Annotated in this window: 34 protein-coding genes; 3 read left to right on the top strand and 31 right to left on the bottom strand. The window is 56.5% G+C overall.

Translation table 11 applies throughout. The features are described 5' to 3' along the window. The first annotated feature begins 31 nt into the window (after positions 1–31). From hemH to BUQ81_RS01360, 3 genes are all read left to right on the top strand, one after another. Positions 32–1,144 carry a ferrochelatase gene (gene hemH, locus BUQ81_RS01375; protein ID WP_074200605.1) on the top strand — a complete coding sequence of 371 codons (1,113 nt, stop codon included), beginning with the start codon at positions 32–34 and terminating at the stop codon, positions 1,142–1,144. Positions 1,145–1,448: 304 nt separating this feature from the next. Continuing rightward, positions 1,449–4,265 (top strand): excinuclease ABC subunit UvrA, encoded by a 2,817-nt coding sequence (gene uvrA, locus BUQ81_RS01365; RefSeq protein WP_074200603.1) that lies wholly within the window; start codon positions 1,449–1,451, stop codon positions 4,263–4,265. Then, positions 4,262–5,053, top strand: coding sequence for a DUF2927 domain-containing protein (locus tag BUQ81_RS01360; RefSeq protein WP_074200602.1), 792 nt, complete (start codon positions 4,262–4,264; stop codon positions 5,051–5,053). Before uvrA ends, BUQ81_RS01360 begins: the two co-directional genes overlap by 4 nt. Before the next feature lie 84 nt (positions 5,054–5,137). Here the strand turns inward: BUQ81_RS01360 and BUQ81_RS01355 are convergent, their stop codons facing one another. The 31 genes from BUQ81_RS01355 to fusA all read right to left on the bottom strand — a co-directional run bounded on the left by BUQ81_RS01355 (position 5,138) and on the right by fusA (position 23,624). Further along, entirely contained in the window at positions 5,138–5,884 is a 747-nt protein-coding gene (locus BUQ81_RS01355) for a tRNA threonylcarbamoyladenosine dehydratase (RefSeq protein ID WP_074200601.1), read from the bottom strand. 26 nt (positions 5,885–5,910) lie between these two features. After that, complete coding sequence (locus BUQ81_RS01350) at positions 5,911–6,669, bottom strand: TatD family hydrolase (RefSeq protein ID WP_074200600.1); 759 nt, start codon at positions 6,667–6,669, stop codon at positions 5,911–5,913. 90 nt (positions 6,670–6,759) lie between these two features. Beyond that, positions 6,760–7,170: a 50S ribosomal protein L17 gene (gene rplQ, locus BUQ81_RS01345; protein WP_074200599.1), complete on the bottom strand. Its 411-nt coding sequence runs from the start codon at positions 7,168–7,170 to the stop codon at positions 6,760–6,762. Positions 7,171–7,187: 17 nt separating this feature from the next. Next, a complete protein-coding gene (locus BUQ81_RS01340) occupies positions 7,188–8,177 on the bottom strand; it encodes a DNA-directed RNA polymerase subunit alpha (RefSeq protein ID WP_074200598.1) in 990 nt (329 codons plus the stop codon). A gap of 23 nt (positions 8,178–8,200) precedes the next feature. Beyond that, positions 8,201–8,821, bottom strand: a complete 621-nt coding sequence (gene rpsD / locus BUQ81_RS01335) for a 30S ribosomal protein S4 (RefSeq protein WP_074200597.1) — start codon at positions 8,819–8,821, stop codon at positions 8,201–8,203. Positions 8,822–8,834: 13 nt separating this feature from the next. Next, complete coding sequence (rpsK, locus tag BUQ81_RS01330) at positions 8,835–9,227, bottom strand: 30S ribosomal protein S11 (RefSeq protein WP_074200596.1); 393 nt, start codon at positions 9,225–9,227, stop codon at positions 8,835–8,837. 19 nt (positions 9,228–9,246) lie between these two features. Further along, on the bottom strand, positions 9,247–9,603 hold the full coding sequence (gene rpsM, locus BUQ81_RS01325) for a 30S ribosomal protein S13 (protein ID WP_074200595.1): 357 nt from the start codon (positions 9,601–9,603) through the stop codon (positions 9,247–9,249). A gap of 83 nt (positions 9,604–9,686) precedes the next feature. After that, on the bottom strand, positions 9,687–11,003 hold the full coding sequence (secY, locus tag BUQ81_RS01320) for a preprotein translocase subunit SecY (RefSeq protein ID WP_074200594.1): 1,317 nt from the start codon (positions 11,001–11,003) through the stop codon (positions 9,687–9,689). 1 nt (position 11,004) lies between these two features. Beyond that, on the bottom strand, positions 11,005–11,439 hold the full coding sequence (gene rplO, locus BUQ81_RS01315) for a 50S ribosomal protein L15 (protein WP_074200593.1): 435 nt from the start codon (positions 11,437–11,439) through the stop codon (positions 11,005–11,007). Position 11,440: 1 nt separating this feature from the next. Then, complete coding sequence (gene rpmD / locus BUQ81_RS01310) at positions 11,441–11,626, bottom strand: 50S ribosomal protein L30 (protein ID WP_074200592.1); 186 nt, start codon at positions 11,624–11,626, stop codon at positions 11,441–11,443. 2 nt (positions 11,627–11,628) lie between these two features. Beyond that, positions 11,629–12,138, bottom strand: coding sequence for a 30S ribosomal protein S5 (gene rpsE, locus BUQ81_RS01305; RefSeq protein ID WP_074200591.1), 510 nt, complete (start codon positions 12,136–12,138; stop codon positions 11,629–11,631). A 12-nt stretch (positions 12,139–12,150) separates the two neighbouring features. After that, positions 12,151–12,504 (bottom strand): 50S ribosomal protein L18, encoded by a 354-nt coding sequence (rplR, locus tag BUQ81_RS01300; protein ID WP_074200590.1) that lies wholly within the window; start codon positions 12,502–12,504, stop codon positions 12,151–12,153. Between the two features lie 11 nt (positions 12,505–12,515). Continuing rightward, complete coding sequence (gene rplF, locus BUQ81_RS01295) at positions 12,516–13,049, bottom strand: 50S ribosomal protein L6 (protein ID WP_074200589.1); 534 nt, start codon at positions 13,047–13,049, stop codon at positions 12,516–12,518. Positions 13,050–13,060: 11 nt separating this feature from the next. Beyond that, the gene (rpsH, locus tag BUQ81_RS01290) at positions 13,061–13,456 is read right to left on the bottom strand and encodes a 30S ribosomal protein S8 (protein WP_074200588.1); all 396 of its coding nucleotides are present in this window, start codon (positions 13,454–13,456) and stop codon (positions 13,061–13,063) included. Positions 13,457–13,468: 12 nt separating this feature from the next. Next, on the bottom strand, positions 13,469–13,774 hold the full coding sequence (gene rpsN, locus BUQ81_RS01285; RefSeq protein ID WP_074200587.1) for a 30S ribosomal protein S14: 306 nt from the start codon (positions 13,772–13,774) through the stop codon (positions 13,469–13,471). 12 nt (positions 13,775–13,786) lie between these two features. Beyond that, entirely contained in the window at positions 13,787–14,326 is a 540-nt protein-coding gene (gene rplE / locus BUQ81_RS01280) for a 50S ribosomal protein L5 (RefSeq protein WP_074200586.1), read from the bottom strand. A 15-nt stretch (positions 14,327–14,341) separates the two neighbouring features. Continuing rightward, on the bottom strand, positions 14,342–14,656 hold the full coding sequence (gene rplX, locus BUQ81_RS01275; RefSeq protein ID WP_074200924.1) for a 50S ribosomal protein L24: 315 nt from the start codon (positions 14,654–14,656) through the stop codon (positions 14,342–14,344). 11 nt (positions 14,657–14,667) lie between these two features. Further along, the gene (gene rplN, locus BUQ81_RS01270) at positions 14,668–15,033 is read right to left on the bottom strand and encodes a 50S ribosomal protein L14 (protein ID WP_074200585.1); all 366 of its coding nucleotides are present in this window, start codon (positions 15,031–15,033) and stop codon (positions 14,668–14,670) included. 125 nt (positions 15,034–15,158) lie between these two features. Then, positions 15,159–15,419 carry a 30S ribosomal protein S17 gene (gene rpsQ, locus BUQ81_RS01265; protein WP_074200584.1) on the bottom strand — a complete coding sequence of 87 codons (261 nt, stop codon included), beginning with the start codon at positions 15,417–15,419 and terminating at the stop codon, positions 15,159–15,161. A gap of 2 nt (positions 15,420–15,421) precedes the next feature. Next, the gene (rpmC, locus tag BUQ81_RS01260; RefSeq protein ID WP_074200583.1) at positions 15,422–15,613 is read right to left on the bottom strand and encodes a 50S ribosomal protein L29; all 192 of its coding nucleotides are present in this window, start codon (positions 15,611–15,613) and stop codon (positions 15,422–15,424) included. 1 nt (position 15,614) lies between these two features. Next, positions 15,615–16,028, bottom strand: a complete 414-nt coding sequence (rplP, locus tag BUQ81_RS01255) for a 50S ribosomal protein L16 (RefSeq protein WP_074200582.1) — start codon at positions 16,026–16,028, stop codon at positions 15,615–15,617. Positions 16,029–16,042: 14 nt separating this feature from the next. After that, entirely contained in the window at positions 16,043–16,741 is a 699-nt protein-coding gene (gene rpsC / locus BUQ81_RS01250; protein WP_074200581.1) for a 30S ribosomal protein S3, read from the bottom strand. Between the two features lie 11 nt (positions 16,742–16,752). Then, positions 16,753–17,085: a 50S ribosomal protein L22 gene (gene rplV / locus BUQ81_RS01245; RefSeq protein ID WP_074200580.1), complete on the bottom strand. Its 333-nt coding sequence runs from the start codon at positions 17,083–17,085 to the stop codon at positions 16,753–16,755. A 13-nt stretch (positions 17,086–17,098) separates the two neighbouring features. After that, positions 17,099–17,377, bottom strand: a complete 279-nt coding sequence (gene rpsS, locus BUQ81_RS01240; RefSeq protein WP_074200579.1) for a 30S ribosomal protein S19 — start codon at positions 17,375–17,377, stop codon at positions 17,099–17,101. 11 nt (positions 17,378–17,388) lie between these two features. Next, positions 17,389–18,219, bottom strand: coding sequence for a 50S ribosomal protein L2 (rplB, locus tag BUQ81_RS01235; RefSeq protein ID WP_074200578.1), 831 nt, complete (start codon positions 18,217–18,219; stop codon positions 17,389–17,391). Between the two features lie 11 nt (positions 18,220–18,230). After that, positions 18,231–18,527 carry a 50S ribosomal protein L23 gene (rplW, locus tag BUQ81_RS01230; RefSeq protein WP_074200577.1) on the bottom strand — a complete coding sequence of 99 codons (297 nt, stop codon included), beginning with the start codon at positions 18,525–18,527 and terminating at the stop codon, positions 18,231–18,233. Next, positions 18,524–19,144 (bottom strand): 50S ribosomal protein L4, encoded by a 621-nt coding sequence (gene rplD / locus BUQ81_RS01225; RefSeq protein ID WP_074200576.1) that lies wholly within the window; start codon positions 19,142–19,144, stop codon positions 18,524–18,526. The genes rplW and rplD overlap by 4 nt, the downstream gene beginning before the upstream one ends. 1 nt (position 19,145) lies before the next feature. Beyond that, a complete protein-coding gene (gene rplC, locus BUQ81_RS01220; RefSeq protein WP_074200575.1) occupies positions 19,146–19,790 on the bottom strand; it encodes a 50S ribosomal protein L3 in 645 nt (214 codons plus the stop codon). A gap of 69 nt (positions 19,791–19,859) precedes the next feature. Continuing rightward, on the bottom strand, positions 19,860–20,171 hold the full coding sequence (gene rpsJ / locus BUQ81_RS01215) for a 30S ribosomal protein S10 (protein ID WP_074200574.1): 312 nt from the start codon (positions 20,169–20,171) through the stop codon (positions 19,860–19,862). 118 nt (positions 20,172–20,289) lie between these two features. Then, positions 20,290–21,480 (bottom strand): elongation factor Tu, encoded by a 1,191-nt coding sequence (tuf, locus tag BUQ81_RS01210; RefSeq protein ID WP_074200563.1) that lies wholly within the window; start codon positions 21,478–21,480, stop codon positions 20,290–20,292. 38 nt (positions 21,481–21,518) lie between these two features. Next, on the bottom strand, positions 21,519–23,624 hold the full coding sequence (fusA, locus tag BUQ81_RS01205; RefSeq protein WP_074200573.1) for an elongation factor G: 2,106 nt from the start codon (positions 23,622–23,624) through the stop codon (positions 21,519–21,521). Positions 23,625–23,665 lie beyond the last annotated feature (41 nt).

Raw genomic sequence — 23,665 nt, 5'->3', positions numbered from 1 at the left:
AATGGCGCAAACTCAAATCCGAGCGAATCACATGCAATATCTGGGACAGACCGACTACAACCACGCCGAGCCGCCCGCGCTGGGTATCCTGATCACCAATCTCGGCACGCCGGATGCACCCACGCCCGAGGCGCTCAAGCCCTATCTGAAGGAATTTCTCGAAGATCCGCGCGTGGTCGAACCGCCGCCGGCGCGCTGGCTGTGGAAGCTGATCCTCAACCTGCTCATCATCCCCAAACGCAAACACTCCTCCGCTGAAGCCTACGCCAGCGTATGGGACAGCGAAGGCCCCGGCGCACCGCTGCTCAATATCAGCCAGCGCCAGCTGGACAAGCTCAAGGCCCAACTGAGCAGCCAGCTGCAGGGCCGCGTCGAATTCGCACTCGGCATGCGCTATGGCAACCCCTCCATCGCCAGTGCCCTGCGCGAACTCAAGGCCAGGAATGTGCAGCGCCTGCTGGTTCTGCCCCTCTACCCGCAGTACGCTGCCGCCACCACTGGCTCCACGTTTGATGCCGTTAGCGCCGAGTTGCAGCGCTGGCGCTGGGTCCCGGAGCTGCGCTTCGTCAATCACTACCATGATCATCCCGGCTATATTGATGCGCTTGCCAACAGCATCCGCGACTATCAGGCCGAGCACGGCACACCGGACAAGCTGATCTTCTCCTACCACGGCATTCCGAAACGCTACTGGGACAACGGCGACCCCTACCCCTGCACCTGCCACGCCACCACGCGCATGGTGGCGGAAAAGCTGGGGCTGGCACCCGACCAGGTGATGACCACCTTCCAGTCCCGCTTCGGCAAGGAAGAGTGGGTCAAGCCCTACACCGACGAAACCCTCAAGGCCCTGCCCGCCCAAGGTATCAAGCATGTGCAGGTCATCTGCCCCGGCTTCTCGGCCGACTGCCTCGAAACCATCGAGGAGATCGACGAAGAAAACCGAGAATACTTCATGGAAGCCGGCGGCGAACGCTTTGGCTACATCCCCGCGCTCAACGACCGCGACGACCATATCGCCGCCTTGGCTGATCTGGTACAGCAGCATGCCCGCGGCTGGCCCGAAGCGGAGGGCGCCGTCCCCAGTGAAGAAGAACTGGCCGCCCGTCAGCAACGCGCAAAAACACTGGGTGCCCGCAACTAAGACCCTGCCAAAGGTGTTGCCCGCTGCCATGATGGCGGGCAGCACCGAGCCGACGGCTGAGTTCACAGCATCCAATCGTCCTGATCCCATGCAGCCTTACGCATGCGGTTTCTCTTAAATCGTTAGCCACTGGGCTTCAGACGCGCACTCAAACAGCCCAAACAGGCCCGTAAACCCCATTTTTACGCGCCTTTCCCCGCGACCAATTTTTCGTGGCGCAAAAAAGTCGGCCCCCCCCTGCCGCAACGGCGCGCACACGCGAACGCGTATAATGTTTTCTTTTGCAATCAGGCCATGACCGACCATGCTGGACAAGATCGTCATCCGTGGCGCACGCACCCACAATCTGAAAAACATCGATCTGGAGCTGCCGCGCGACAAGCTGATCGTCATCACCGGCCTGTCCGGTTCCGGCAAGTCGTCGCTGGCATTCGACACCATCTATGCCGAGGGTCAGCGCCGTTATGTAGAAAGCCTGTCTGCCTATGCGCGCCAGTTTCTGTCCGTCATGGACAAGCCCGATGTGGACCACATTGAGGGACTGTCGCCGGCGATCTCCATCGAACAGAAGTCCACCAGCCACAACCCCCGCTCCACGGTCGGCACGGTCACGGAAATCTACGACTACCTGCGCCTGCTGTTTGCCCGCGCCGGCACGCCGCGCTGCCCCACCCACGGCTGCGATCTGGAGGCGCAGACCATCAGCCAGATGGTGGATGCCGTGCTGGCACTGCCGGAAGGCACCAAGGCGATGCTGCTGGCACCGGTGGTGCGCGGCCGCAAGGGCGAGCATGTGCAGCTGTTGCAGGAACTGGCGGCGCAGGGCTATCTGCGCGCCCGCATCGACGGCGAGGTGGTGGACCTGACGCCCACACCGCAGCTGGACAAGAACAGGAAGCACACCATTGAGGTGGTCATCGACCGCTTCAAAGTGCGTCCCGATCTGGCGCAACGGCTGGCCGAATCCTTTGAAACCGCCCTGCGTCTGGGCGATGGCGCCGCGCTGGTCGTGCCCATGGACGAAGGCACCTTTGCGCCGATGCTCTTTTCCGACAAGTACGCCTGCCCGCACTGCGGCTATGCGGTGCAGGAACTGGAGCCGCGCATCTTTTCCTTCAACAACCCGCAGGGCGCCTGCCCCACCTGCGACGGCCTCGGCCACAGCGAACGCTTCGACCCCGACAAGGTGGTCGTACACCCGGAACTGAGCCTGGCCGGCGGTGCCATTCGCGGCTGGGACCGTCGCCACAAGTATTACTACGACATCCTCAAAGCCGTGGCGGACCACTACGGCTTCGACATGGAAACGCCGTGGAACGAACTGCCCCAGCGGGCGCGGGATATCATCCTGTGGGGCTCCGGTGATGAGAAACTACCGCTGCCCCATGGTCGCTACACCGATGTGCGCCGCTTTGAGGGGGTCATTCCCAATATGGAGCGGCGCTATCAGGACGCCAGCTCCAGTACCGTGCGCGAGGAGCTGAGCAAGTACCGCGTGGTCATTCCCTGCCCCGACTGTGGCGGTGCCCGCCTGAACGTCACCGCCCGCAATGTGTTTGTGGCGGAGCGCAGCCTGCCCGAGCTCACCGCCCAGCCGGTGGGCGACCTGCTGGCCTTTTTCGAACAGCTGGAATTGCCCGGTGCCAAGGGGCAGATTGCCGACAAGATCATCAAGGAGATCCGTGCTCGGTTGAAATTTCTGGTGGATGTAGGGCTGGATTACCTCACCCTGGACCGCTCCGCCGACACCCTCTCCGGTGGCGAAGCGCAGCGCATCCGCCTCGCCAGTCAGATCGGTGCCGGTCTCGTGGGGGTCATGTACGTGCTGGACGAGCCCTCCATCGGCCTGCATCAGCGCGACAACGACCGCCTGCTGCGCACTCTTACCCACCTGCGCGATCTGGGCAATACCGTGATCGTGGTGGAGCACGACGAAGATGCCATTCGCGCCGCCGACCACGTGGTGGATATCGGTCCCGGCGCCGGCGTGCACGGCGGGCGTGTCATGGCGCAGGGCACCCCGGAAGACATTGCTGCCGATCCCCACTCCCTCACCGGCCAGTATCTGGCCGGCACACGCCGCATTCCCGTGCCGGATAAACGCCAGCCCCCGGGCGAACGCTGGCTGCACCTCAAGGGCGCCCGCGGCAACAACCTCAAGCACGTGGATCTGGAATTGCCCGTGGGGCTGTTCACCTGCGTTACCGGCGTGTCCGGTTCCGGCAAGTCCACCCTGGTTAACGAAACGCTTTACAAGCTGGCCGCCAGCAAGCTGAATGGCGCGCTGCTCACCCCGGCACCGTATGAATCTGTGGAAGGACTGGAACACTTTGACAAGGTGGTCAATATCGACCAGTCACCCATCGGCCGAACACCCCGCTCCAACCCGGCCACCTACACAGGCCTGTTCACGCCGATCCGCGAGCTGTTTGCTGCCGTGCCCGAAGCCCGCGCGCGCGGCTATACGGCGGGGCGTTTCAGCTTCAACGTCAAGGGCGGGCGCTGCGAGGCGTGTCAGGGCGAAGGGCTGATCAAGGTGGAAATGCACTTTTTGCCTGATGTGTATGTGCCCTGCGACGTGTGCCACGGGGCACGCTACAACCGCGAAACCCTGCAGATCCGCTACAAGGGCAAGACCATCGCCGACGTGCTGGAAATGACCGTTGAGGACGCACGCGCCTTTTTCGACAGCATTCCCAACATCGCCCGCAAACTGCAGACGCTGATGGATGTAGGCCTGGGCTATATCCGCCTCGGGCAGAGTGCCACTACGCTGTCCGGTGGGGAGGCACAGCGGGTTAAGCTGGCGCGGGAGCTGTCCAAGCGGGATACCGGCGCCACCCTCTACATTCTTGATGAGCCGACCACCGGCCTGCATTTCTACGACATTGAGCAGCTGCTCAAGGTGCTGTTCACCCTGCGCAACCACGGCAACACCATCGTGGTCATCGAGCACAATCTGGACGTGATCAAGACCGCCGACTGGATTGTGGATCTGGGCCCGGAAGGCGGTGCGAAAGGCGGGGAAATCATTGCCACTGGCACGCCGGAAGCGGTCGCCGACAACCCCGCATCCCACACGGGGCGCTATCTCAAACCCCTGCTGGAGAAGCGGGCATGATGCGTGCGGCAGGGCTGCTGCTGTTGCTGCTTGCGCTGCCGCTGCAGGCGGGGCAGCGCCCACCGTGGCAAGACAAGGCTTATATCGAAAAAGCGTTTATCGAGATCGCCTTCAAGCGCGAATATGCCGCCGGCATCAAGCGCCTCAACAAATGGACCCGACCGGTTCACTGGAAGATTGAATACGAAGGCGGCGTGAAGGCCTCACCCCTGCTGGAAACACCCATTCTGCGTCATCTGGATCAGCTGGAATCCGTTACCGGCATCGTTATGGTGCCGGTGACGCGGCAGCCCAGCCTGCACATCGTGCTAACCCGCGATCGCGACTTTGCCGCCGCCATTGCGCGCCACTACCTGATGCCGCCTGACAAGGCGCGGCATTTTGTGCGTGGCGTAAACTGCATGGGCAATTACAGCACCAACCGCCATGGTGAAATCATCAGCGCCACCGTCATCATCCCTGTGGACCACGCCTTCAAACGCGGCATCTATCCCGCCTGTGTGGTGGAAGAGCTTACCCAGGTGATGGGCCTGCCCAACGATGCCGACTGGGTAAATCCCTCCATCGCCAACGACAGCAGCCGTCGGGATCTACTCTCGCCGCTGGACTATGTGATGCTGCGCCTGCTCTATCAGCCCGAACTCAAGCCCGGCATGACCGTCGAGCAGGCACGTCCTGTCATCCGCCGCCTGCTCAACCGCTTCGAGCACCTAGGCATCCTTAAAATGGCGCCTTGGCTGGTCAAGCAGGCTGGCCTCAATAAACTCAGTGCCGAAGGGCAGCTCTGAGCCCGCCCCCCCCGGATATGGCCGCGTTTTAGCGGCACAGAACACCGGCCGAAAATTGCGCCCTGAAAAAAGTCGGGGACCCCCCTATTCCGAAGCAGTAAGCCGCTGGATCACGCGACCGGCCAACGTCAGCCCGAACAGTCCCGGCATATAGCTGGCCGTGCCATTTACCACACGCCCCCGCGCACCTTCAATCGCCTCCATGGGGCCGGGCGCCTTGGGCAGCTCTTCGGAAAAGACCACCTCGATGCCGCGGCCCACACCCAGCTTGCGCAGGCGCTGGCGCATCTGCCGTGCCAGCCCGCAGCCGTGGGTATCCATCAGGTCTGCTACGCGAATAAAGCGCGGATCCACGCGCCGCCCCGCCCCCATGCTAGACACCACCGGCACCTGCTGGTGCCATGCTTCATACACCAGCCTCACCTTGCAGTTGAGGCTGTCGATGGCATCCACGACAAAATCAAACTTTTCGCCCACCAGCGCGGGCATGTCATCCGGTGCCAGAAAGGTCTGGCGAGCATCCACCCGACACAGCGGATTGATATCCTCAACGCGCTGCTTGAGCACGTCCACCTTCGGCTGATCCAGCGTGCTGTGCAGCGCTACGATCTGGCGATTGAGGTTGCTGGGGCTGACCACATCGTGATCCACCAGCACCAGCTCCCCCACGCCGGCGCGCGCCAGCGCCTCCACCACAAAGCCCCCTACACCACCACAGCCGGCAACCAGCACACGGGCATCCAGCAGGCGCAAGATGGCGGCATCCTCAAACACGAGGCGGCTGCGTTCAAATAGCGGGTCATTGAGGTGTTCGTTCACGGTGTCCTCCATGCAGGATCAAGGTGATAAGGCGAGATTCAGGATGCTCGCAACAGAAAAAGGTCCTGCGCTGCCCGGGTGGTTTCCTGCGCAACGGATTCGAGGGGAAGATCGAGCAGTTGTGACACACGGGCGCCGATCTGGGCAATGTCACCACAATGAAACTGATCAGCACCAGGCAGGGCGACATAGGGACCATCGGTTTCCAGCAGCAGATGATCCAATCCCAGTCCACGAATCAGGTCGTGATAGCGGCGCGCATTGTCTCGGCACACAATGCCATTAGCCCCGATTTTCCACCCCAGCTTGACGAAACGGCGGGCCTCGCCCAGCCCGCCACCGAATCCATGCAGGCTGCCGCGCAGGCTGGTGAAGGGTTTGAGATGCTGGTAGAGCACATCGAATGCTTTACGAATATGAATGGAGCAGGGCCGATCATAGGTCAGTGCCAGCTCCAGCTGCGCCTGAAAAACTTCGCGCTGCAAGGCAGGGTCTGCCGGTGTGCGCGGGTCAAAATCCAGGCCAATCTCGCCAACGATCAAAGTTGGATCGTCACGCAGATGCTGTTCCAATCGATCCATGACGGACTGCCAGTTGTCCTCAAAGAGATGGACGCGCCAGGGATGCAGGCCCAGCCCCCGTACCACACGCGGGTATTTCAACTGTAACACCGCATCCCAGTCATCCGGCGCCGTGGCAAACGCACAGGCACCCGCACCGATACAGGCCTCACGGGCGTCAGGCGGAATGGCGTGCAGATGAATATGGCTGTCAAACCAGGCAATTTCAGACGTCATGATACAAATTGTAGCGTGGAACGGACATACATGACCGATACGAAAAAGGCCGGCATAAAGCCGGCCTTTCGAGATGGCAAAAGCAACCGATTATTCAGCCGCTTCTTCCACTGCTTCCTCTTCACCACCTACGGGGCGATCCACCAGCTCAACGTACGCCATGGGCGCATTGTCGCCGGGGCGGAAGCCGCATTTCAGAATGCGCAGATAGCCACCGTTGCGTTCCTTGTAGCGGGGACCCAGCTCTTCAAACAGCTTGGTCACGATGGCGCGTGCACGGTGGTTGTTGCCCAGTCGCGCATAGGCCAGACGACGGTTGGCAACGGTGTCTTCCTTAGCCAGGGTAATCAGCGGCTCGGCATGGCGACGCAGTTCCTTGGCCTTGGGCAGGGTTGTCTTGATAATTTCATGCTCGAACAGTGACGCAGACATGTTGCGGAACATGGCCTTGCGATGCGCACTGTTGCGATTGAATTTACGACCACTCTTACGATGACGCATGGTTCAATTCCTTTCGTTTACACGGACTCGTTCTTGGCGTTTGCCAGCTGTGCCGGCGGCCAGTTGTCCAGTTTGGTTCCCAGGCTCAAACCCCGCTGTGCAAGCACGTCCTTGATTTCCTGCAGGGACTTCTTGCCCAGGTTGGGGGTCTTGAGCAGTTGTTGTTCAGTACGCTGTACCAGATCACCGATGTAGTAGATCTGCTCGGCCTTGAGGCAGTTGGCGGAACGAACGGTCAGCTCCAGATCATCTACAGGCTGCAGATAGATCGGATCGATGTTCAGCTCCTCAACCGGTTGCTCTTCAGGCTTCTTCTGCAGCTTCATATCAACGAAGGCGCTCAGCTGGTGGCTCAGGATGGAAGCAGCCAGCTTGATGGCGTCTTCAGGATCGATGGTGCCGTTGGTTTCGATATCGATGATCAGCTTGTCAAGGTCTGTGCGCTGCTCTACACGGGCAGATTCGACATCGTAGCTGACAGTGACAACGGGAGAAAAACCCGCATCCAGGCGCAGTACACCGATCTGGTTATCGCTGGACAGCTCGGCAGGACGATAGCCAACACCCTTCTCCACCTTCAGACGCATTTCCAGTTTTGCGCCGTCGGAAAGGTGTGCAATCACATGCTCAGGGTTAGCGATCTCGACGTCATGATCCAGCTGAATGTCACCAGCAGTCACTACGCCAGGACCTTCCTTGCTGAGGACCAGCTCGGCTTCGTCGCGATTGTCAAGCTTGACTGCCACATCCTTGAGGTTCAGGAGGATTTCCAGCACGTCCTCACGCACACCTTCGAGTGCTGAGTATTCGTGCAGGACGCCGTCGATCTGCACCTGTGTAATCGCTGCACCCGGCATGGAGGACAGCAGAATGCGACGCAGCGCATTGCCAAGCGTGTGACCGTAGCCACGCTCCATCGGCTCCAGCACCACACGGCTGCGCGTGGGGCTGTAGCGCTTCACGTCCACCAGCTGCGGTGTCAGCATTTGTTCTAAAAACTGTTGCATGAGTAACGGTCTCCGTATCAGGATTACTTGGAGTAAAGCTCGACGATGAGGTTTTCCTGGATGTCGGCAGACAGATCAGAACGATCAGGTACCGCCTTGAAGACACCTTCGAATTTCTTCGGATCAACCTCAACCCAGCTCGGCAGACCGCGCTGCTGGGCGATATCCATCGCCATGGCGATACGAGCCTGGTTTTTCGCCTTCTCGCGTACGGCCACTACATCACCGGGCTGTACCTGATAGGAGGGGATATTTACCGTCTTGCCATTCACGCTGATGGCCTTGTGGGATACCAGCTGACGGGCTTCTGCACGGGTAGAGGCAAAGCCCATGCGATAAACAACGTTATCCAGACGGGTTTCCAGCAGTTGCAGCAGGTTTACACCAGTAGAACCCTTGCGGCGATCCGCTTCCTTGTAATAGCGGCGGAATTGCTTTTCCAGCACGCCGTACATGCGACGCACCTTCTGCTTCTCGCGCAGCTGCAGACCATATTCGGTCACACGTGCACGACGCGCACCGTGTACGCCTGGTGGCTGATCGATCTTGCACTTGGATTCGAGGCTACGCACGCCGCTCTTCAGGAACAGATCCGTCCCTTCGCGACGCATCAATTTACACTTGGGTCCAATATATCTTGCCATGGTGATCTATCCCTTATACACGACGTTTCTTGGGCGGACGACAGCCATTGTGAGGAATGGGCGTCACATCAGCGATTGCGGTAATCTTGAAGCCGGCAGCATGCAGTCCACGCACCGCAGATTCTCGACCCGGGCCTGGCCCCTTGACCTTCACTTCAAGGTTCTTCAGGCCGTATTCCTTGGCCATCTCGCCAGCACGCTCTGCTGCAACCTGTGCTGCAAACGGCGTGCTTTTGCGGGAACCACGGAAACCGCTGCCACCCGCAGTGGCCCAGCACAGTGTGTTGCCAGAGCGATCGGTAATGGTCACGATGGTGTTGTTGAAGGAAGCATGCACGTGCGCAACCCCGTCGGTCACGACCTGCTTGATCTTCTTCTTGGGTGAATTTTTCTTACCTTTAGCCATATCTAAATCTCACACTCGCTTATTTCTTGATGGGCTTGCGTGGACCTTTGCGGGTACGCGCATTGGTCTTGGTGCGCTGGCCACGGACAGGCAGACTGCGGCGATGGCGGATGCCACGGTAGCAGCCCATGTCCATCAGGCGCTTGATATTCATGGAAATTTCGCGACGCAGGTCACCTTCGATCTTGTACTTGCTGATTTCTTCTCGCAGTGCTGCCAGTTCGGACTCGCTCAGCTCGCGCACTTTCTTGGTCGGATCGAGGTTAACCGCTTCGCAGATTTTCTTGGATGTGGTCGGACCGATGCCATAAATGGCTTGCAGACCGATCACGACATGCTTGTTCAGGGGCAAGTTAACGCCGGCAATACGGGCCATCTTGACGCTCTCCTAAAAATATATTCGGAAAAACAGGCAATTATACACAAGTACCTTGCCTATCACCAGCTTAGCGATTGAGGCTATCGCTTAAGCTTTGCCTTTTTCATCATGCTCTCATATTGACTGCTCATCAGCTGCGCCTGGACCTGAGTCATGAAGTCCATGACCACCACAACTATGATGAGCAACGAGGTTCCGCCAAAATAGAACGGAACATTCCAATACAAGATCAGGAACTCCGGCAGCAGGCACACTGCGGTGATGTAGAGGGCGCCAGCCAGAGTCAGCCGCTCCATGATCTTATTGATGTAACGCGCTGTCGCCTCACCTGGGCGAATACCCGGAATAAAGGCGCCAGACTTGCGTAAATTATCTGCCGTTTCACGGGGATCAAACACGATCGCCGTATAGAAAAAGCAGAAGAAAATAATAGCCAGTGCATAGAGCAGGACATACAGCGGCTGACCCGGCGACAGCGTGGTCGCCAAATCCTTGAGCCAGCTCATGCCCTCTGCACTACCAAACCAACCTGCAATGGTCGCGGGGAACAGAATAATGCTCGAAGCAAAGATGGGCGGAATCACCCCGGCCATGTTGATCTTCAATGGCAGGAAGCCTTCCTGACCACCATACATCTTGCGACCGCGCATCTGCTGGGAATACTGAATCGGGATACGGCGCTGCGCACGCTCCATGAACACCACAAAGGCTGTCACAGCAATGATCAGACCCAGCAGCACGAACACCGTAATCGTATGCATGCTGCCTGTGCGGACCTGCTCAAAGGTACCACCCAATGCAGCAGGCAACCCGGCAACAATACCGGCGAAGATGATGATGGAAATGCCGTTACCCAACCCACGTTCCGTGATCTGCTCACCCAGCCACATCAAAAAGACCGTTCCTGCCACCAACGTGGTCACGGCGATCAGTTTGAATGTAAAGCCAGGATCGATCACCACGCTATGGCCGCCGATGCTCTGGGACTCCAGCGCAATGGCGATACCGAGGGCCTGGAAGGTGGCCAGCACTACCGTACCGATGCGGGTGTACTTGGTCAGCTTGCGTTTGCCTACCTCGCCTTCCTTGCGCCACTGGGACATGGTCGGCGAAACATGACTCATCAACTGTACGATGATGGACGCAGAAATATAGGGCATGATCCCCAGCGCGAAGACTGAAAAACGACTCAAGGCACCCCCTGAGAACATATTGAACATGTCCAGGATGGTGCCTTTTTGCTGGTCGAACATGGCCTTCAGCGCATCGGGATCAATACCCGGCACCGGAATATGCGCACCCAGACGAAAAACGATAATGGCACCCAGCACAAACCAGATGCGCTTCATCAGCTCATTGATGGCTCGTGCCTGGCCAGAGTTGATCGCTGGATTCATATCAGGCTTCTACGCTGCCACCGGCTGCTTCAATCGCGGCCTTGGCACCCTTGGTGCAGGGAATACCAACAACCTTGACCGGTTTGGTGATTTCACCAGACAGAACGATCTTGACGGTCAGAACGTTTTCATTGACCACGTCAGCAGCCTTGAGGGCTGCCAGATCGATCACATCGGCATCCACCTTGTTCAGCTCGTGCAGACGCACTTCCTGATGGCGCAGGGACTTGCGTGAGGTGAAGCCGAACTTGGGCAAACGACGCTGGATCGGCATCTGGCCGCCTTCAAATCCAACCTTGTGGAATCCGCCTGAACGGGATTTCTGGCCCTTGTGTCCACGTCCGCCCATTTTGCCCAGGCCGGAACCTGGACCACGGCCGACACGCTTCTTGGCCTTCTTTGCGCCTTCTGCAGGCTTGAGTGTATTCAAACGCATCTTAAGCTTCCTCTACCTTCAGCAGATATGCCACTTTATTGATCATGCCGCGGTTTTCAGGCGTGTCGAGTACTTCGCGCGTCTGATTGATCTTGCGCAGACCCAGACCGTGCACGCACGCCTTGTGTTTGGGCAGACGACCAATCAGGCTCTTAACCAGAGTTACTTTGATCTTCTTGTCAGCCATGATTATTCACCTACGATTTCTTCGACGCGCTTGCCACGCTTCGCTGCCACTTCTTCAGGACTGCTCATGGAAGCCAGCGCATCGGCCGTTGCACGGACAACGTTAACGGGACGTGTCGTACCAACACATTTCGCCAGTACGTCCTTTACGCCCGCAGCTTCCAGCACTGCACGCATCGCACCGCCGGCGATGGTTCCCGTACCTTCAGAAGCTGGCAGCATGATGATATGCGCCGCACCCTGTTTGAAGTTGATGGGATACTGAATAGTGTTATTGTTCAGGCGCACCTTGCGCATGTTGCGACGCGCCTTTTCCATTGCCTTCTTGATGGCTACAGGCACTTCCGCAGCCTTGGCATTGGCGTACCCTACGCGACCCTTGCCGTCACCGACGACACACAGGGCCGAGAAGCCAAATACGCGACCACCCTTCACCACCTTGGCAACGCGGCGCACGGAGACGAGCTTTTCAATCAGCTCTTCCTGGTTTTCCTTCATTTCACGTGAAGACATAGCTCACCCTTCTTAGAATTCCAGACCGTTTTCACGCGCGGCATCTGCCAGCGCCTGAACGCGACCGTGATATTGAAAACCGGAACGATCGAACGCAACCTTGGTTACGCCGGCCGCCTTGGCCTTCTCTGCAATTGTTTTGCCTACCAGCTCGGCTGCAGTCTTGTTGCCGGTTTTTTCCAGCTGGCTCTTGATGTCTGACTGAACGGTCGAACACGCTGCAATCACCGTGCTGCCATCAGCATCGATCACCTGTGCGTAGATATGACGCGGCGTACGGTGAACGGACAGGCGAGGCATGCGCAGGCGCGCAATCTTGCCACGGGTTTTGCGAGCTCGACGCAAACGCGCTTTTTTCTTATCCATTGCCCTATACCTTATTTCTTCTTAGCTTCTTTACGCAGAATGTATTCGTCTGCATAGCGAACACCCTTGCCCTTGTAAGGCTCAGGCGGACGGTAGGCGCGAATCTCTGCAGCCACCTGGCCCACCTTCTGCTTGTCCACACCCTTGATGACGATTTCTGTCTGGGACGGGGTCTCTGCAGTGATGCCTTCAGGCAACTTGTGCGCAACCGGGTGAGAGAAACCGAGGGTCAGGTTCAGCACGTTGCCCTGTGCCTGTGCACGATAACCAACACCGACGAGCTGCAGCTTCTTTTCGAAACCCTGAGTGACACCTGTCACCATGTTGTTGACGATGGAGCGTGCGGTACCAGCCTGCGCCCAACCATTGCTGTAGCCTTCACGGGGTGCGAATACGACCAGACTGTCTTCAACCTTAATTTCAACCGCATCATTAAACGTTTTACTAATGGATCCCTTGGGACCCTTAACTGTCACTTGCTGGCCGTCAACCTTGATTTCGACGCCAGAAGGGATCGTCACGGGATTCTTGGCAATACGAGACATTGTGACGCTCCTTATGCAACGGTGCAGACGACTTCACCACCGAGGCCCGCCTTGCGCGCCTGGTGATCGGTCATCACACCCTTAGACGTTGACACAATCGCGATACCCAGGCCCCCCATGACCTTGGGAAGCTCGTCCTTTTTCTTGTAGACACGCAGTCCGGGACGGCTTACGCGCTTTACTTCAGCGATAACGGGCTTGCCCTGATAGTACTTCAGATTGATGACAAGCTCGGGCTTGCCGCCGTTATCCTTGACTTCGTAGCCGTTGATATAACCTTCTGCGGACAGCACATCCAGCAGCGCCCTTTTCAGCTTGGAGCTGGGCACGACCACGGTTTCGTGGTTAGCCATCTGCGCATTGCGAATGCGTGTCAACATATCTGCGATAGGATCAGACATACTCATGGTTATTTATCCTTACCAACTTGCTTTCTTCAGGCCAGGAATATCGCCCTGCATACCCAGCTGGCGAATCATGTTCCGAGAAAGACCAAATTTTCTATAGACCGCGTGCGGTCGACCAGTGATACGACAGCGACGCTGTACCCGTACAGGTGAAGCATTGCGAGGCAGCTTGTTCAGCTTCTCCAGCGCTTCCATTCGCTCTTCAAACGGGCGGCTCAAGTCATTAGCAATTGCTTTCAGCTTGGCGCGTTTCTCAGCGTACTTCTGTACAGTCTTGATGCGCTTCAGTTCACGCGCGACCATGGATTTCTTAGCCATTACTGCACACCTTTACTTTTTAAACGGGAAGTTGAACGCTTCGAGCAGCGCTTTTGCTTCTTCATCGGTATCCGCAGTCGTGGTGATGTTGATATCCATCCCGCGAATGGCGTCTACCTTCTCAAATTCAATTTCAGGGAAAATGATCTGTTCCTTGATCCCCATGTTGTAGTTGCCACGACCATCAAAGGACTTGGCACTGACACCACGGAAGTCACGCACGCGCGGCAGGGCGATATTGATCAGACGATCAAGAAACTCATACATGCGTTCACCACGCAGGGTAACCTTGCAGCCGATGGGCCAGCCTGCACGCAGCTTGAAGCCCGCAACAGACTTGCGTGCAAGTGTCTTGATAGGCTTCTGGCCGGCGATTGCTGCCATATCTGCCATTGCGTTGTCGAGAACCTTCTTGTCGCCCAGGGCTTCGCCCACACCCATGTTCAGGGTGATCTTGGTCAGACGTGGCGCCTGCATTGGGGTCTTGTATCCAAACTGTTCCATCAGTTTGGGCAAAACCTCTTTCTTGTACTGCTCTTTCAGTCTTGCCATTTCTGTCACCAAACCTTAAGCATCAACGGCTTTGCCGGTTGACTTGAAAAAACGCACCTTCTTGTCACCTTCCATGCGGAAGCCAACTCGGTCCCCCTTGCCGGTTTCAGGGTTGTACAGTGCAACATTGGATGCATGAATCGGCATCTCCTTGTTAACGATACCGCCCTGCTCACCCGTCATAGGATTGGGCTTCACGTGCTTCTTCGCCAAGTTAATGCCGTCGACAATCACCTTGCCATTGGCCAACACCTTGGACACAGTGCCGCGCTTGCCCTTATCCTTGCCGGCAATAACGATTACTTCATCGCCTTTCTTGATTCGGTTCATCTCTTTCACCTTTAAATAACTTCTGGCGCAAGCGAGACGATCTTCATGAACTTGTCGCGCAGCTCGCGTGTAACAGGGCCAAAGATACGTGTTCCAATGGGCTCAAGCTTCTGATTCAGGATGACAGCCGCATTGCCGTCAAACTTGATCAGCGAGCCGTCGGGGCGACGAACACCCTTTGCAGTACGAACTACAACAGCGTTGTATACATCACCCTTCTTGACACGCCCACGAGGGGCAGCCTCTTTAACGGACACCTTGATAACATCGCCAACCGAAGCGTAACGCCGCTTCGAGCCGCCCAGCACCTTGATGCACTGAACTTTCTTGGCGCCACTGTTATCAGCGACATCCAGAACTGTTTGCATTTGAATCATAGCGGCACTCCACTTTCCAACCGCGGAAAAAAAATAAAAGTATACACCAATACCGCTAATTTGGCCAGTTCCTGAGAATCAGGCTTAGCCAAAGAAGCGGCACTCGAAAGTCAGCTTTTTATCGATTAGCGCGCAGCGCGTTCGTCGATACGAACCAGCTTCCAGCTCTTGTGTTTTGAAATTGGGCGTGATTCTACCACAGTTACGGTATCGCCCACATTACATTCGTTGTTTTCGTCGTGCGCCATGATTTTAGTCGACTTGCGCACGAACTTCTTGTACTTGGGGTGCTTAACATAGCGGTCCACACGCACGACAATGGACTTGTCCATGCCGTTGGAGACCACCACACCCTTGGCGGTACGAGCCTGTTTGTTTTCACTCATAATCAAGCACTCACTTTTTCACGAATCAGGGTTTTAACCCGCGCGACGTCACGGCGCACCTTGCGCAACTGTGCCGTATTCTGCAACTGCCCGGTGGCATGCTGCATGCGCAGATTGAACTGTTCCTTGAGCAGGTCGTTCAAAACCCCCTTCAGCTCATCAACGGACTTTTCACGCAGTGTCTTGGTATCCATATCACATCACCGATCTGATTACGAACTGGGACTTGATAGGCAGTTTTGCTGCCGCCAGCTCGAAGGCACGGCGTGCAACGCTTTCGTCCACACCCTGCATCTCAAACATTACGCGGCCGGGCTGAACTTCTGCAACCCAATATTCCACGCTACCTTTACCCTTACCCATACGCACTTCAAGCGGTTTCTGAGTAATCGGCTTGTCAGGAAAGATCCGGATCCAGATCTTGGCACCGCGGCGAACATGGCGTGTCATGGCACGACGTGCAGCTTCGATCTGACGAGACGTGATACGGCCACGCTCAAGCGCCTTCAGGCCGTATTCACCAAAGCTGACCTTGTTGCCCGCCTGCGCCAGGCCACGGTTGCGGCCTTTCTGGACCTTTCTATATTTCGTACGTTTTGGCATCAACATGGTGCGATTCCTTCTTATCTACGGCCTTTTCTGCCTTTTTGATCACGACGACCGCTTTCCTGCTTGTGCAGATCAAGCGGCAACTTGCCAAGGCGCTCACCCTTGAAGATCCAGACTTTTACGCCGATCTTGCCGTAGGTGGTGTCAGCTTCGCTAAACGCATAATCAATGTCGGCACGGAAAGTGTGCAGCGGCACACGACCTTCGCGGTACCATTCGGTACGCGCAATTTCAGCACCATTCAGACGGCCGGATACCATTACCTTGACACCTTCGGCACCAAGGCGCATGGCATTGCCAACAGCACGCTTCATGGCACGACGGAACATGATGCGCTTCTCAAGCTGTTGCGCGATGCTATCGGCCACCAGCTTGGCATCCAGCTCGGGCTTCTTGATTTCGTAGATATCGATATTGACCGCCATGCCCAGCATGCCGGTCAGTTCAGCCTTCAGCTTTTCGATGTCTTCGCCTTTCTTGCCGATTACCACACCTGGACGGGCGGTAAAGATCGTCAGGCGCACACCATTGGCCACACGCTCGATGTGAACCTTGCTCACATTGGCGTGTGACAGTTTTTTCATTACGTAATTGCGCACCTCGACATCACTGTTGAGGAAGTCCGCATAGTTCTTGCTGTCGGCAAACCAGCGCGCATTCCAGTCCTTGGTAATGCCGAGGCGAATGCCTACCGGATGTACTTTCTGTCCCATCTCTAAACTCCTTACTTGTCGCCAACGACAACAGTCAGATGACTGGTGCGCTTGAGGATACGGTTTGCACGACCCTTGGCACGTGCACGCAGACGCTTCAGGCGAGGGCCTTCGTTGACATAGACAGACGTCACTTTCAGCTCATCGATATCAGCGCCCTCATTGTTTTCGGCGTTCGAGATGGCACTCTGCAGCACCTTGTAAAACAGCTTGGCCGCCTTCTGGTTACTAAATGCCAGAATATTGACAGCTTCTTCTGCGCTCTTTCCGCGAATCAGGTCAGCAACCAGACGTGCTTTCTGCGGAGAGATGCGCGCAAAACGATGTGTAGCACTCACTTGCATGGCAATCTACTCCTTAACGCTTCTTGGCTTTCTTGTCGGCTGCATGACCGCGGAATGTGCGCGTCATGGCAAACTCTCCCAGCTTGTGTCCGACCATGTTCTCGGAAATGTATACCGGAACATGCTCCCGGCCATTGTGAACCGCGATGGTCAGGCCGATCATCTCGGGAATGATCATGGAGCGGCGAGACCAGGTTTTGATCGGACGCTTTTCGCCAGATTCTTGAGCCTGCATCACCTTCTTCAGAAGGTGATGATCTATAAATGGTCCTTTTTTAACTGAACGTGGCATAGTGTCCTTCCTTACTTAGCATTGCGACGACGGACGATCATCTTGTCCGTGCGCTTGTTCTTGCGAGTCTTCTTGCCTTTGGTCGGCACGCCCCACGGGGTTACAGGATGACGGCCGCCAGATGTGCGACCCTCACCACCACCATGCGGGTGGTCAACCGGGTTCATGGCAACACCACGAACGGTCGGGCGAATGCCACGCCAGCGCTTGGCACCTGCCTTGCCCAGTTTGCGCAGATTATGCTCGGAGTTGCCCACCTCGCCAATGGTGGCACGGCACTCGGCCAGGATCTTGCGCATCTCGCCTGAGCGCAGACGCACCAGAACGTATTTGCCTTCCTTGCCAACCAGCTGAGCGGATGCGCCGGCGGAACGTGCTAGCTGTGCACCCTTGCCTGGACGCAGTTCGATACCATGGATAACCGTACCCACGGGGATGTTACGCAACGGCAGGGCATTGCCCACCTTGATCGGCGCCTCATCGCCGGACACGACGGTGTCACCGGCCTTGAGGTTCTTGGCAGCCAAGATGTAGCGACGCTCACCGTCCGCATACTTGATCAGGGCGATATGCGCACTGCGGTTCGGGTCATATTCCAGACGTTCAACAACGCCGGGCACGCCATCCTTGTTGCGCTTGAAGTCAATCAGACGATAGTGCTGCTTGTGACCGCCACCGCGATGACGCACGGTAATGCGACCGTAGTTGTTGCGGCCGCCTGTCTTGGACTTCTTGACCAGCAGTGGTGCGTAAGGCTTACCCTTATGCAGGGAAGGCTCGACGACACTGACCACGAAGCGGCGGCCCGGGGAAGTCGGCTTTGCTTTTTTGATAATAGCCATAGTATTACTCCTTACTCACCACCGATAACATCGATTTCCTGGCCTGGTGCCAGACGTACAACGGCCTTGCGCATGCCGTTACGCTTGCCCGGACGTCCGCGAAAGAACTTCTGCTTGCCCTTGATGTTGATGACATTAACAGACTGCACCTTCACATCGAACAGGGACTCAACGGCCGCCTTGATCTCGGGCTTGGTCGCATCAGGGGCGACACGGAAAACGTACTGATCTGCCTTGTCGGCCAGCAGCGCGCTCTTCTCGGAAATGTGCGGCGCCAGCAGAACTTGATAGATGCGTTCCTTATTCATGCCAGTTTCTCCTCAAGCTGCTTCAGGGCGCCCTGTGTCATTACGATGGTTTCGTAACCGATCAGGCTTACCGGATCCACACTGTTTACATCACAGGCGTCCGCGTGGTACAGGTTGCGAGAAGCCAGGTACAGGTACTCGTCAAAACCTTCTGTGACAATCAGACCATCCTTGACTCCAAGCTGGTTCAGCTTGGCAACGAACTGCTTTGTTTTCGGTGCGTCAACCTTGAAGTCATCTACGATGACCAGACGACCGGAGCGGTTCAGTTCTGAAAGAATGCTGCGCATGGCTGCGCGATACATTTTCTTGTTAACCTTTTGCTCATAGCTGCGCGGCTTATTGGGGAACGCGCGGCCACCACCCACCCAGATGGGGCTACGAATGGTACCGGCGCGGGCACGACCCGTTCCCTTCTGGCGCCACGGCTTGGCACCTCCACCGCTCACTTCGGAGCGGCTTTTCTGTGCTTTTGTACCTGCACGCGCTTTCGCCATGTAGGCGGTTACAACCTGATGGACCAGCGGCTCATTGAAGTCGGCACCCAGCACTTTGTCGTCAACGGCCACGGTCGCAGCAGCTTCACCAGTGGAAGAATTGATTACCTTGATATCCATATCACTCACCCTTCACTGCCTTGCGCACAATGACCATGCCGCCATTGGCACCCGGGACGGCACCCTTAACCAGCACCAGTCCGTTATCGACGTCAACCTTGACCACTTCAAGATTCAGCGTGGTCTGACGCTCGTTACCCATGTGCCCGGCCATTTTCTTGCCCTTAAACACACGGCCCGGTGTCTGGTTCTGACCGATGGAACCGGGAGCACGGTGAGAGAGTGAGTTACCGTGACTGGCGTCCTGAGTACGGAAGTTGTGGCGCTTTACACCACCTTGGAAGCCCTTGCCCTTGGTAGTGCCGGTTACGTCCACTTTCTTGACATCTGCAAGGCGCTCTACTGTCAATTCAGCACCCAGCTCCAGACCTTCGAGTTCTGCATCAGTCTCTACGCGGAATTCCCAAAGACCAACACCTGCTTCGGTGCCCGCCTTGGCATAGTGACCTGCCTCAGGCTTGGTTACACGACCTGCATGCTTCTTACCGGTCGTAACCTGGATAGCGGAATAGCCATCTGTCTCGCTCTTCTTCAACTGCGTAATTCGGTTGGGCTCAACCTGGATCACGGTGACGGGAACGGATACCCCGTCCTCGTTGAAGACGCGAGTCATGCCGATTTTTTTACCGACGACTCCAATAGTCATAATATTTCCTCGTTATTATGATTTAGACTGACCATTACGATTGATGGCCAACCTGCCACACTTCAATAATCAGTGCAGCTCAATCTTCACATCTACACCTGCCGCCAGATCCAGCTTCATCAGCGCGTCAACGGTCTTGTCAGTGGGATCGACAATATCCAGCAGACGCTTGTGGGTACGAATTTCGTACTGGTCACGAGCATCCTTGTTGACGTGCGGCGAGATCAGCACAGTGTAGCGCTCTTTACGGGTCGGCAAGGGGATCGGACCGCGCACTTGCGCGCCGGTTTTCTTGGCCGTTTCCGTAATTTCCTTGGCGGATTGATCAATCAAACGATGATCAAACGCTTTCAGACGGATACGAATGTTTTGTGCAGCCATACCACAACTCTTTTTATGTGAAAACAAAAGCAGCGGCCAGGCCGCTGCTATTACAGGATTGCGAATTATAGCGGACGATGTCCGCCAATTCAACAACTAATTGATTTTTCGAGCAGGATCACTCGATAACCTTGGACACCACGCCTGCACCAACGGTGCGACCACCTTCGCGGATCGCAAAGCGCAGACCTTCGTCCATGGCGATCGGAGCGATCAGCTCTACAGACATTTGTACGTTGTCACCCGGCATAACCATTTCAACACCTTCAGGCAGCTGACAGGCACCGGTTACGTCGGTGGTGCGGAAGTAGAACTGAGGACGATAGCCGTTGAAGAATGGGGTGTGACGGCCACCTTCTTCCTTGGTCAGTACGTAGACTTCGGCTTCGAACTTGGTGTGCGGGTTGATGGTGCCGGGCTGGGCCAGGACCTGACCACGCTCAACTTCTTCACGTTTGGTACCACGCAGCAGTACACCAACGTTGTCGCCGGCTACACCTTCGTCCAGCAGCTTGCGGAACATTTCCACACCGGTAACGGTGGTTTTCTGGGTCGGACGAATACCTACGATTTCCACTTCGTCACCCACTTTTACAACACCGGTTTCGATACGGCCGGTTACAACAGTACCACGACCCTGGATGGAGAAGACGTCCTCGATAGGCATGAGGAACGGCTTGTCAGTGTCACGCTCAGGGGTGGGAATGTATTCGTCCATGGCTTTAACCAGGCGCTCGATGGAAGGCTCGCCGATTTCGGAGGTGTCGCCTTCAATGGCTTTCAGGGCAGAACCAGTGATAACGGGTACGTCGTCGCCGGGGAAGTCGTATTCGTTGAGCAGTTCACGCACTTCCATTTCGACCAGTTCGAGCAGCTCTTCGTCGTCAACCATGTCGGCCTTGTTCAGGTATACGACGATGTAGGGTACGCCTACCTGACGGGACAGCAGGATGTGCTCGCGCGTCTGAGGCATGGGGCCGTCAGCGGCAGATACAACCAGGATGGCGCCGTCCATCTGGGCTGCACCGGTGATCATGTTCTTAACATAGTCGGCGTGGCCGGGGCAGTCTACGTGTGCGTAGTGGCGGTTTTCTGATTCGTATTCCACGTGGGCTGTGGAGATTGTGATACCACGCGCACGCTCTTCAGGTGCGTTGTCGATCTGGTCGTAGGCCTTGGCCTCGCCACCGAATTTCTTGCCCTGAACAATGGTCAGCGCCGCTGTCAGAGTGGTCTTGCCGTGGTCAACGTGACCAATGGTGCCCACGTTTACGTGTGGTTTCGTGCGTTCAAATTTTTCCTTAGCCATTTTTCATTACCTCTCAATAGCTGTTTACCAAAATCGGATCAAGCGCCCTTCTTGGACTTCTCGATAATTTCCTGCTGGACGTTCGAGGGTGCCTCAGCATACTTCTCGAACTGCATGGTGTAGCTGGCGCGACCCTGTGTCAGGGAACGCAGCTGGGTTGCATAACCGAACATTTCGGACAATGGAACTTCAGCTTTAACCAACTTGCCAACCGGGGCATCTTCCATGCTCTGCACCATGCCGCGACGACGGTTAAGGTCGCCGATCACGTCGCCCATGTACTCTTCAGGCGTCACAACCTCTACGGCCATGATGGGCTCGAGAATGACAGGATTACCCTTGGTTACGCCATCCTTAACGGCCATGCCTGCCGCTACACGGAAGGCGGTTTCATTAGAGTCAACCTCGTGGTAGGAACCGTCGTAGAGCGTCGCTTTCACGTCGACAACCGGGTAGCCAGCCAGAACACCTGCTTCCAGCTGATCGCGAATACCCTTTTCCACAGCCGGGATGTAGTCCTTCGGTACCACACCACCTACGATGGCGTTCTCGAACTCGAAACCAGAGCCTTCAGGCAGCGGCTCGAACTTGACCTTGACGTGACCATACTGACCACGACCACCGGACTGGCGCACGAACTTACCCTCGGCATCCGCAGGCTGACGAATGGCTTCGCGGTAGGACACCTGCGGCGCACCCACATTGGCTTCCACCTTGAATTCCCGCCTCATGCGATCGACGATGATGTCCAGGTGCAGTTCGCCCATGCCGGAGATGATGGTCTGCCCGGTTTCTTCATCAGTACGTACACGGAAGGATGGGTCTTCCTGCGCAAGCTTCTGCAGCGCGATACCCATTTTCTCCTGGTCGGCCTTGGTCTTTGGCTCCACCGCGACAGAGATAACAGGCTCGGGGAATTCCATGCGCTCCAGTACGATCTTGTGATCGGGGTCACACAATGTATCCCCCGTAGTGACATCCTTCAGGCCTACACCACATGCGATGTCGCCGGCGCGAACCTCCTTGATTTCATCGCGGTGGTTGGCGTGCATCTGCAACAGGCGGCCAATGCGCTCACGCTTGTTCTTGACGGAGTTCCACACGGTATCACCGGAATTGACCACACCGGAATAAACACGCATGAAAGTCAGTGTGCCTACAAATGGGTCCGTCATAATCTTGAACGCCAGCGCAGAGAAGGGCTCATTGTCATCAGCGTGACGCACTTCCTTCTCTTCAGTATCCGGGTTGATCCCTTCCACCGGAGGAATATCCACAGGAGAAGGCAGGTATTCGATAAAGCCATCCAGCAATGCCTGCACGCCCTTGTTCTTGAACGCAGAGCCACAGAACATGGGGACGATTTCGTTATTGATGCAGCGCTCGCGCAGACCTTTCTTGATCTCTTCCTCGGTCAGCTCACCGCCTTCAAGGTATTTGTTCATCAAGTCTTCATTGGCTTCTGCCGCAGCTTCAACCAGTTGCTCGTGATATTCTTCGCACAGGTCCTGCATGTCGGCCGGAATGTCACCGTATTCGAACTTGGTGCCCATGCTGGCCTCATCCCACAGGATGGCCTTCATCTTGACGAGGTCGACAACACCCTCAAAGTTCTCTTCAGCACCAATCGGCAACTGCACCGGTACAGGGTTGGCGCCCAGACGGGTTTTCACCTGGTCAACCACACGAAGGAAGTTGGCACCGGCGCGGTCCATCTTATTGACGAACGCGATACGCGGTACGCCGTACTTGTTGGCCTGACGCCATACGGTTTCAGACTGGGGCTCTACACCACCTACAGCACAGAACACGGCACAGGCACCATCTAGAACGCGCAGGGAACGCTCTACTTCGATGGTGAAGTCTACGTGCCCCGGGGTATCGATGATATTAATGCGGTGCTGGGGAAACTGCTGACCCATGCCAGACCAGAAACAGGTGGTCGCCGCAGATGTGATGGTAATACCACGCTCCTGCTCCTGCTCCATCCAGTCCATGGTGGCCGCACCGTCATGCACCTCACCGATCTTGTGAGACACACCGGTATAGAACAGAATACGTTCTGTAGTAGTAGTTTTGCCGGCATCGATGTGGGCCATGATACCCACGTTACGATAGCGTTCGATTGGAGTTGTTCTAGCCACGAGACTAACCTTCTTACTATTAAGTTTTCATATACAGGAAA

Source organism: Sulfurivirga caldicuralii (genome assembly GCF_900141795.1).
Taxonomy (GTDB): Bacteria; Pseudomonadota; Gammaproteobacteria; order Thiomicrospirales; family Thiomicrospiraceae; genus Sulfurivirga; species Sulfurivirga caldicuralii.
This window is presented reverse-complemented; position numbering and strand designations above follow the sequence as displayed.

What these genes read in the sequence shown, in the direction of transcription:
- rpmC (WP_074200583.1), bottom strand. Translation starts at nt 15,613, where the DNA reads ATGGATACCAAGACACTGCGTGAAAAGTCCGTTGATGAGCTGAAGGGG.
- rpsQ (WP_074200584.1), bottom strand. Translation starts at nt 15,419, where the DNA reads ATGAGTGAAAACAAACAGGCTCGTACCGCCAAGGGTGTGGTGGTCTCC.
- rpsN (WP_074200587.1), bottom strand. Translation starts at nt 13,774, where the DNA reads ATGGCTAAGAAATCCATGGTCGCGCGTGAACTGAAGCGCATCAAGACT.
- rpsC (WP_074200581.1), bottom strand. Translation starts at nt 16,741, where the DNA reads ATGGGACAGAAAGTACATCCGGTAGGCATTCGCCTCGGCATTACCAAG.
- rplV (WP_074200580.1), bottom strand. Translation starts at nt 17,085, where the DNA reads ATGCAAGTGAGTGCTACACATCGTTTTGCGCGCATCTCTCCGCAGAAA.
- rplR (WP_074200590.1), bottom strand. Translation starts at nt 12,504, where the DNA reads ATGGATAAGAAAAAAGCGCGTTTGCGTCGAGCTCGCAAAACCCGTGGC.
- uvrA (WP_074200603.1), top strand. Translation starts at nt 1,449, where the DNA reads ATGCTGGACAAGATCGTCATCCGTGGCGCACGCACCCACAATCTGAAA.
- tuf (WP_074200563.1), bottom strand. Translation starts at nt 21,480, where the DNA reads ATGGCTAAGGAAAAATTTGAACGCACGAAACCACACGTAAACGTGGGC.
- rplF (WP_074200589.1), bottom strand. Translation starts at nt 13,049, where the DNA reads ATGTCTCGTATTGCCAAGAATCCCGTGACGATCCCTTCTGGCGTCGAA.
- secY (WP_074200594.1), bottom strand. Translation starts at nt 11,003, where the DNA reads ATGAATCCAGCGATCAACTCTGGCCAGGCACGAGCCATCAATGAGCTG.
- rplC (WP_074200575.1), bottom strand. Translation starts at nt 19,790, where the DNA reads ATGACTATTGGAGTCGTCGGTAAAAAAATCGGCATGACTCGCGTCTTC.
- rpsD (WP_074200597.1), bottom strand. Translation starts at nt 8,821, where the DNA reads ATGGCAAGATATATTGGACCCAAGTGTAAATTGATGCGTCGCGAAGGG.
- rpsJ (WP_074200574.1), bottom strand. Translation starts at nt 20,171, where the DNA reads ATGGCTGCACAAAACATTCGTATCCGTCTGAAAGCGTTTGATCATCGT.
- rpsK (WP_074200596.1), bottom strand. Translation starts at nt 9,227, where the DNA reads ATGGCTAAAGGTAAGAAAAATTCACCCAAGAAGAAGATCAAGCAGGTC.
- rplE (WP_074200586.1), bottom strand. Translation starts at nt 14,326, where the DNA reads ATGGCAAGACTGAAAGAGCAGTACAAGAAAGAGGTTTTGCCCAAACTG.
- BUQ81_RS01350 (WP_074200600.1), bottom strand. Translation starts at nt 6,669, where the DNA reads ATGACGTCTGAAATTGCCTGGTTTGACAGCCATATTCATCTGCACGCC.
- rpsE (WP_074200591.1), bottom strand. Translation starts at nt 12,138, where the DNA reads ATGTCTTCACGTGAAATGAAGGAAAACCAGGAAGAGCTGATTGAAAAG.
- rplW (WP_074200577.1), bottom strand. Translation starts at nt 18,527, where the DNA reads ATGAATAAGGAACGCATCTATCAAGTTCTGCTGGCGCCGCACATTTCC.
- rpsH (WP_074200588.1), bottom strand. Translation starts at nt 13,456, where the DNA reads ATGAGTATGTCTGATCCTATCGCAGATATGTTGACACGCATTCGCAAT.
- BUQ81_RS01340 (WP_074200598.1), bottom strand. Translation starts at nt 8,177, where the DNA reads ATGCAACAGTTTTTAGAACAAATGCTGACACCGCAGCTGGTGGACGTG.
- rpsM (WP_074200595.1), bottom strand. Translation starts at nt 9,603, where the DNA reads ATGGCCCGTATTGCCGGCGTTAACTTGCCCCTGAACAAGCATGTCGTG.
- rplO (WP_074200593.1), bottom strand. Translation starts at nt 11,439, where the DNA reads ATGCGTTTGAATACACTCAAGCCTGCAGAAGGCGCAAAGAAGGCCAAG.
- rplN (WP_074200585.1), bottom strand. Translation starts at nt 15,033, where the DNA reads ATGATTCAAATGCAAACAGTTCTGGATGTCGCTGATAACAGTGGCGCC.
- rpsS (WP_074200579.1), bottom strand. Translation starts at nt 17,377, where the DNA reads ATGCCACGTTCAGTTAAAAAAGGACCATTTATAGATCATCACCTTCTG.
- rpmD (WP_074200592.1), bottom strand. Translation starts at nt 11,626, where the DNA reads ATGGCTGACAAGAAGATCAAAGTAACTCTGGTTAAGAGCCTGATTGGT.
- rplB (WP_074200578.1), bottom strand. Translation starts at nt 18,219, where the DNA reads ATGGCTATTATCAAAAAAGCAAAGCCGACTTCCCCGGGCCGCCGCTTC.
- rplP (WP_074200582.1), bottom strand. Translation starts at nt 16,028, where the DNA reads ATGTTGATGCCAAAACGTACGAAATATAGAAAGGTCCAGAAAGGCCGC.
- BUQ81_RS01360 (WP_074200602.1), top strand. Translation starts at nt 4,262, where the DNA reads ATGATGCGTGCGGCAGGGCTGCTGCTGTTGCTGCTTGCGCTGCCGCTG.
- rplQ (WP_074200599.1), bottom strand. Translation starts at nt 7,170, where the DNA reads ATGCGTCATCGTAAGAGTGGTCGTAAATTCAATCGCAACAGTGCGCAT.
- rplD (WP_074200576.1), bottom strand. Translation starts at nt 19,144, where the DNA reads ATGGATATCAAGGTAATCAATTCTTCCACTGGTGAAGCTGCTGCGACC.
- BUQ81_RS01355 (WP_074200601.1), bottom strand. Translation starts at nt 5,884, where the DNA reads ATGGAGGACACCGTGAACGAACACCTCAATGACCCGCTATTTGAACGC.
- hemH (WP_074200605.1), top strand. Translation starts at nt 32, where the DNA reads ATGCAATATCTGGGACAGACCGACTACAACCACGCCGAGCCGCCCGCG.
- rplX (WP_074200924.1), bottom strand. Translation starts at nt 14,656, where the DNA reads ATGAACCGAATCAAGAAAGGCGATGAAGTAATCGTTATTGCCGGCAAG.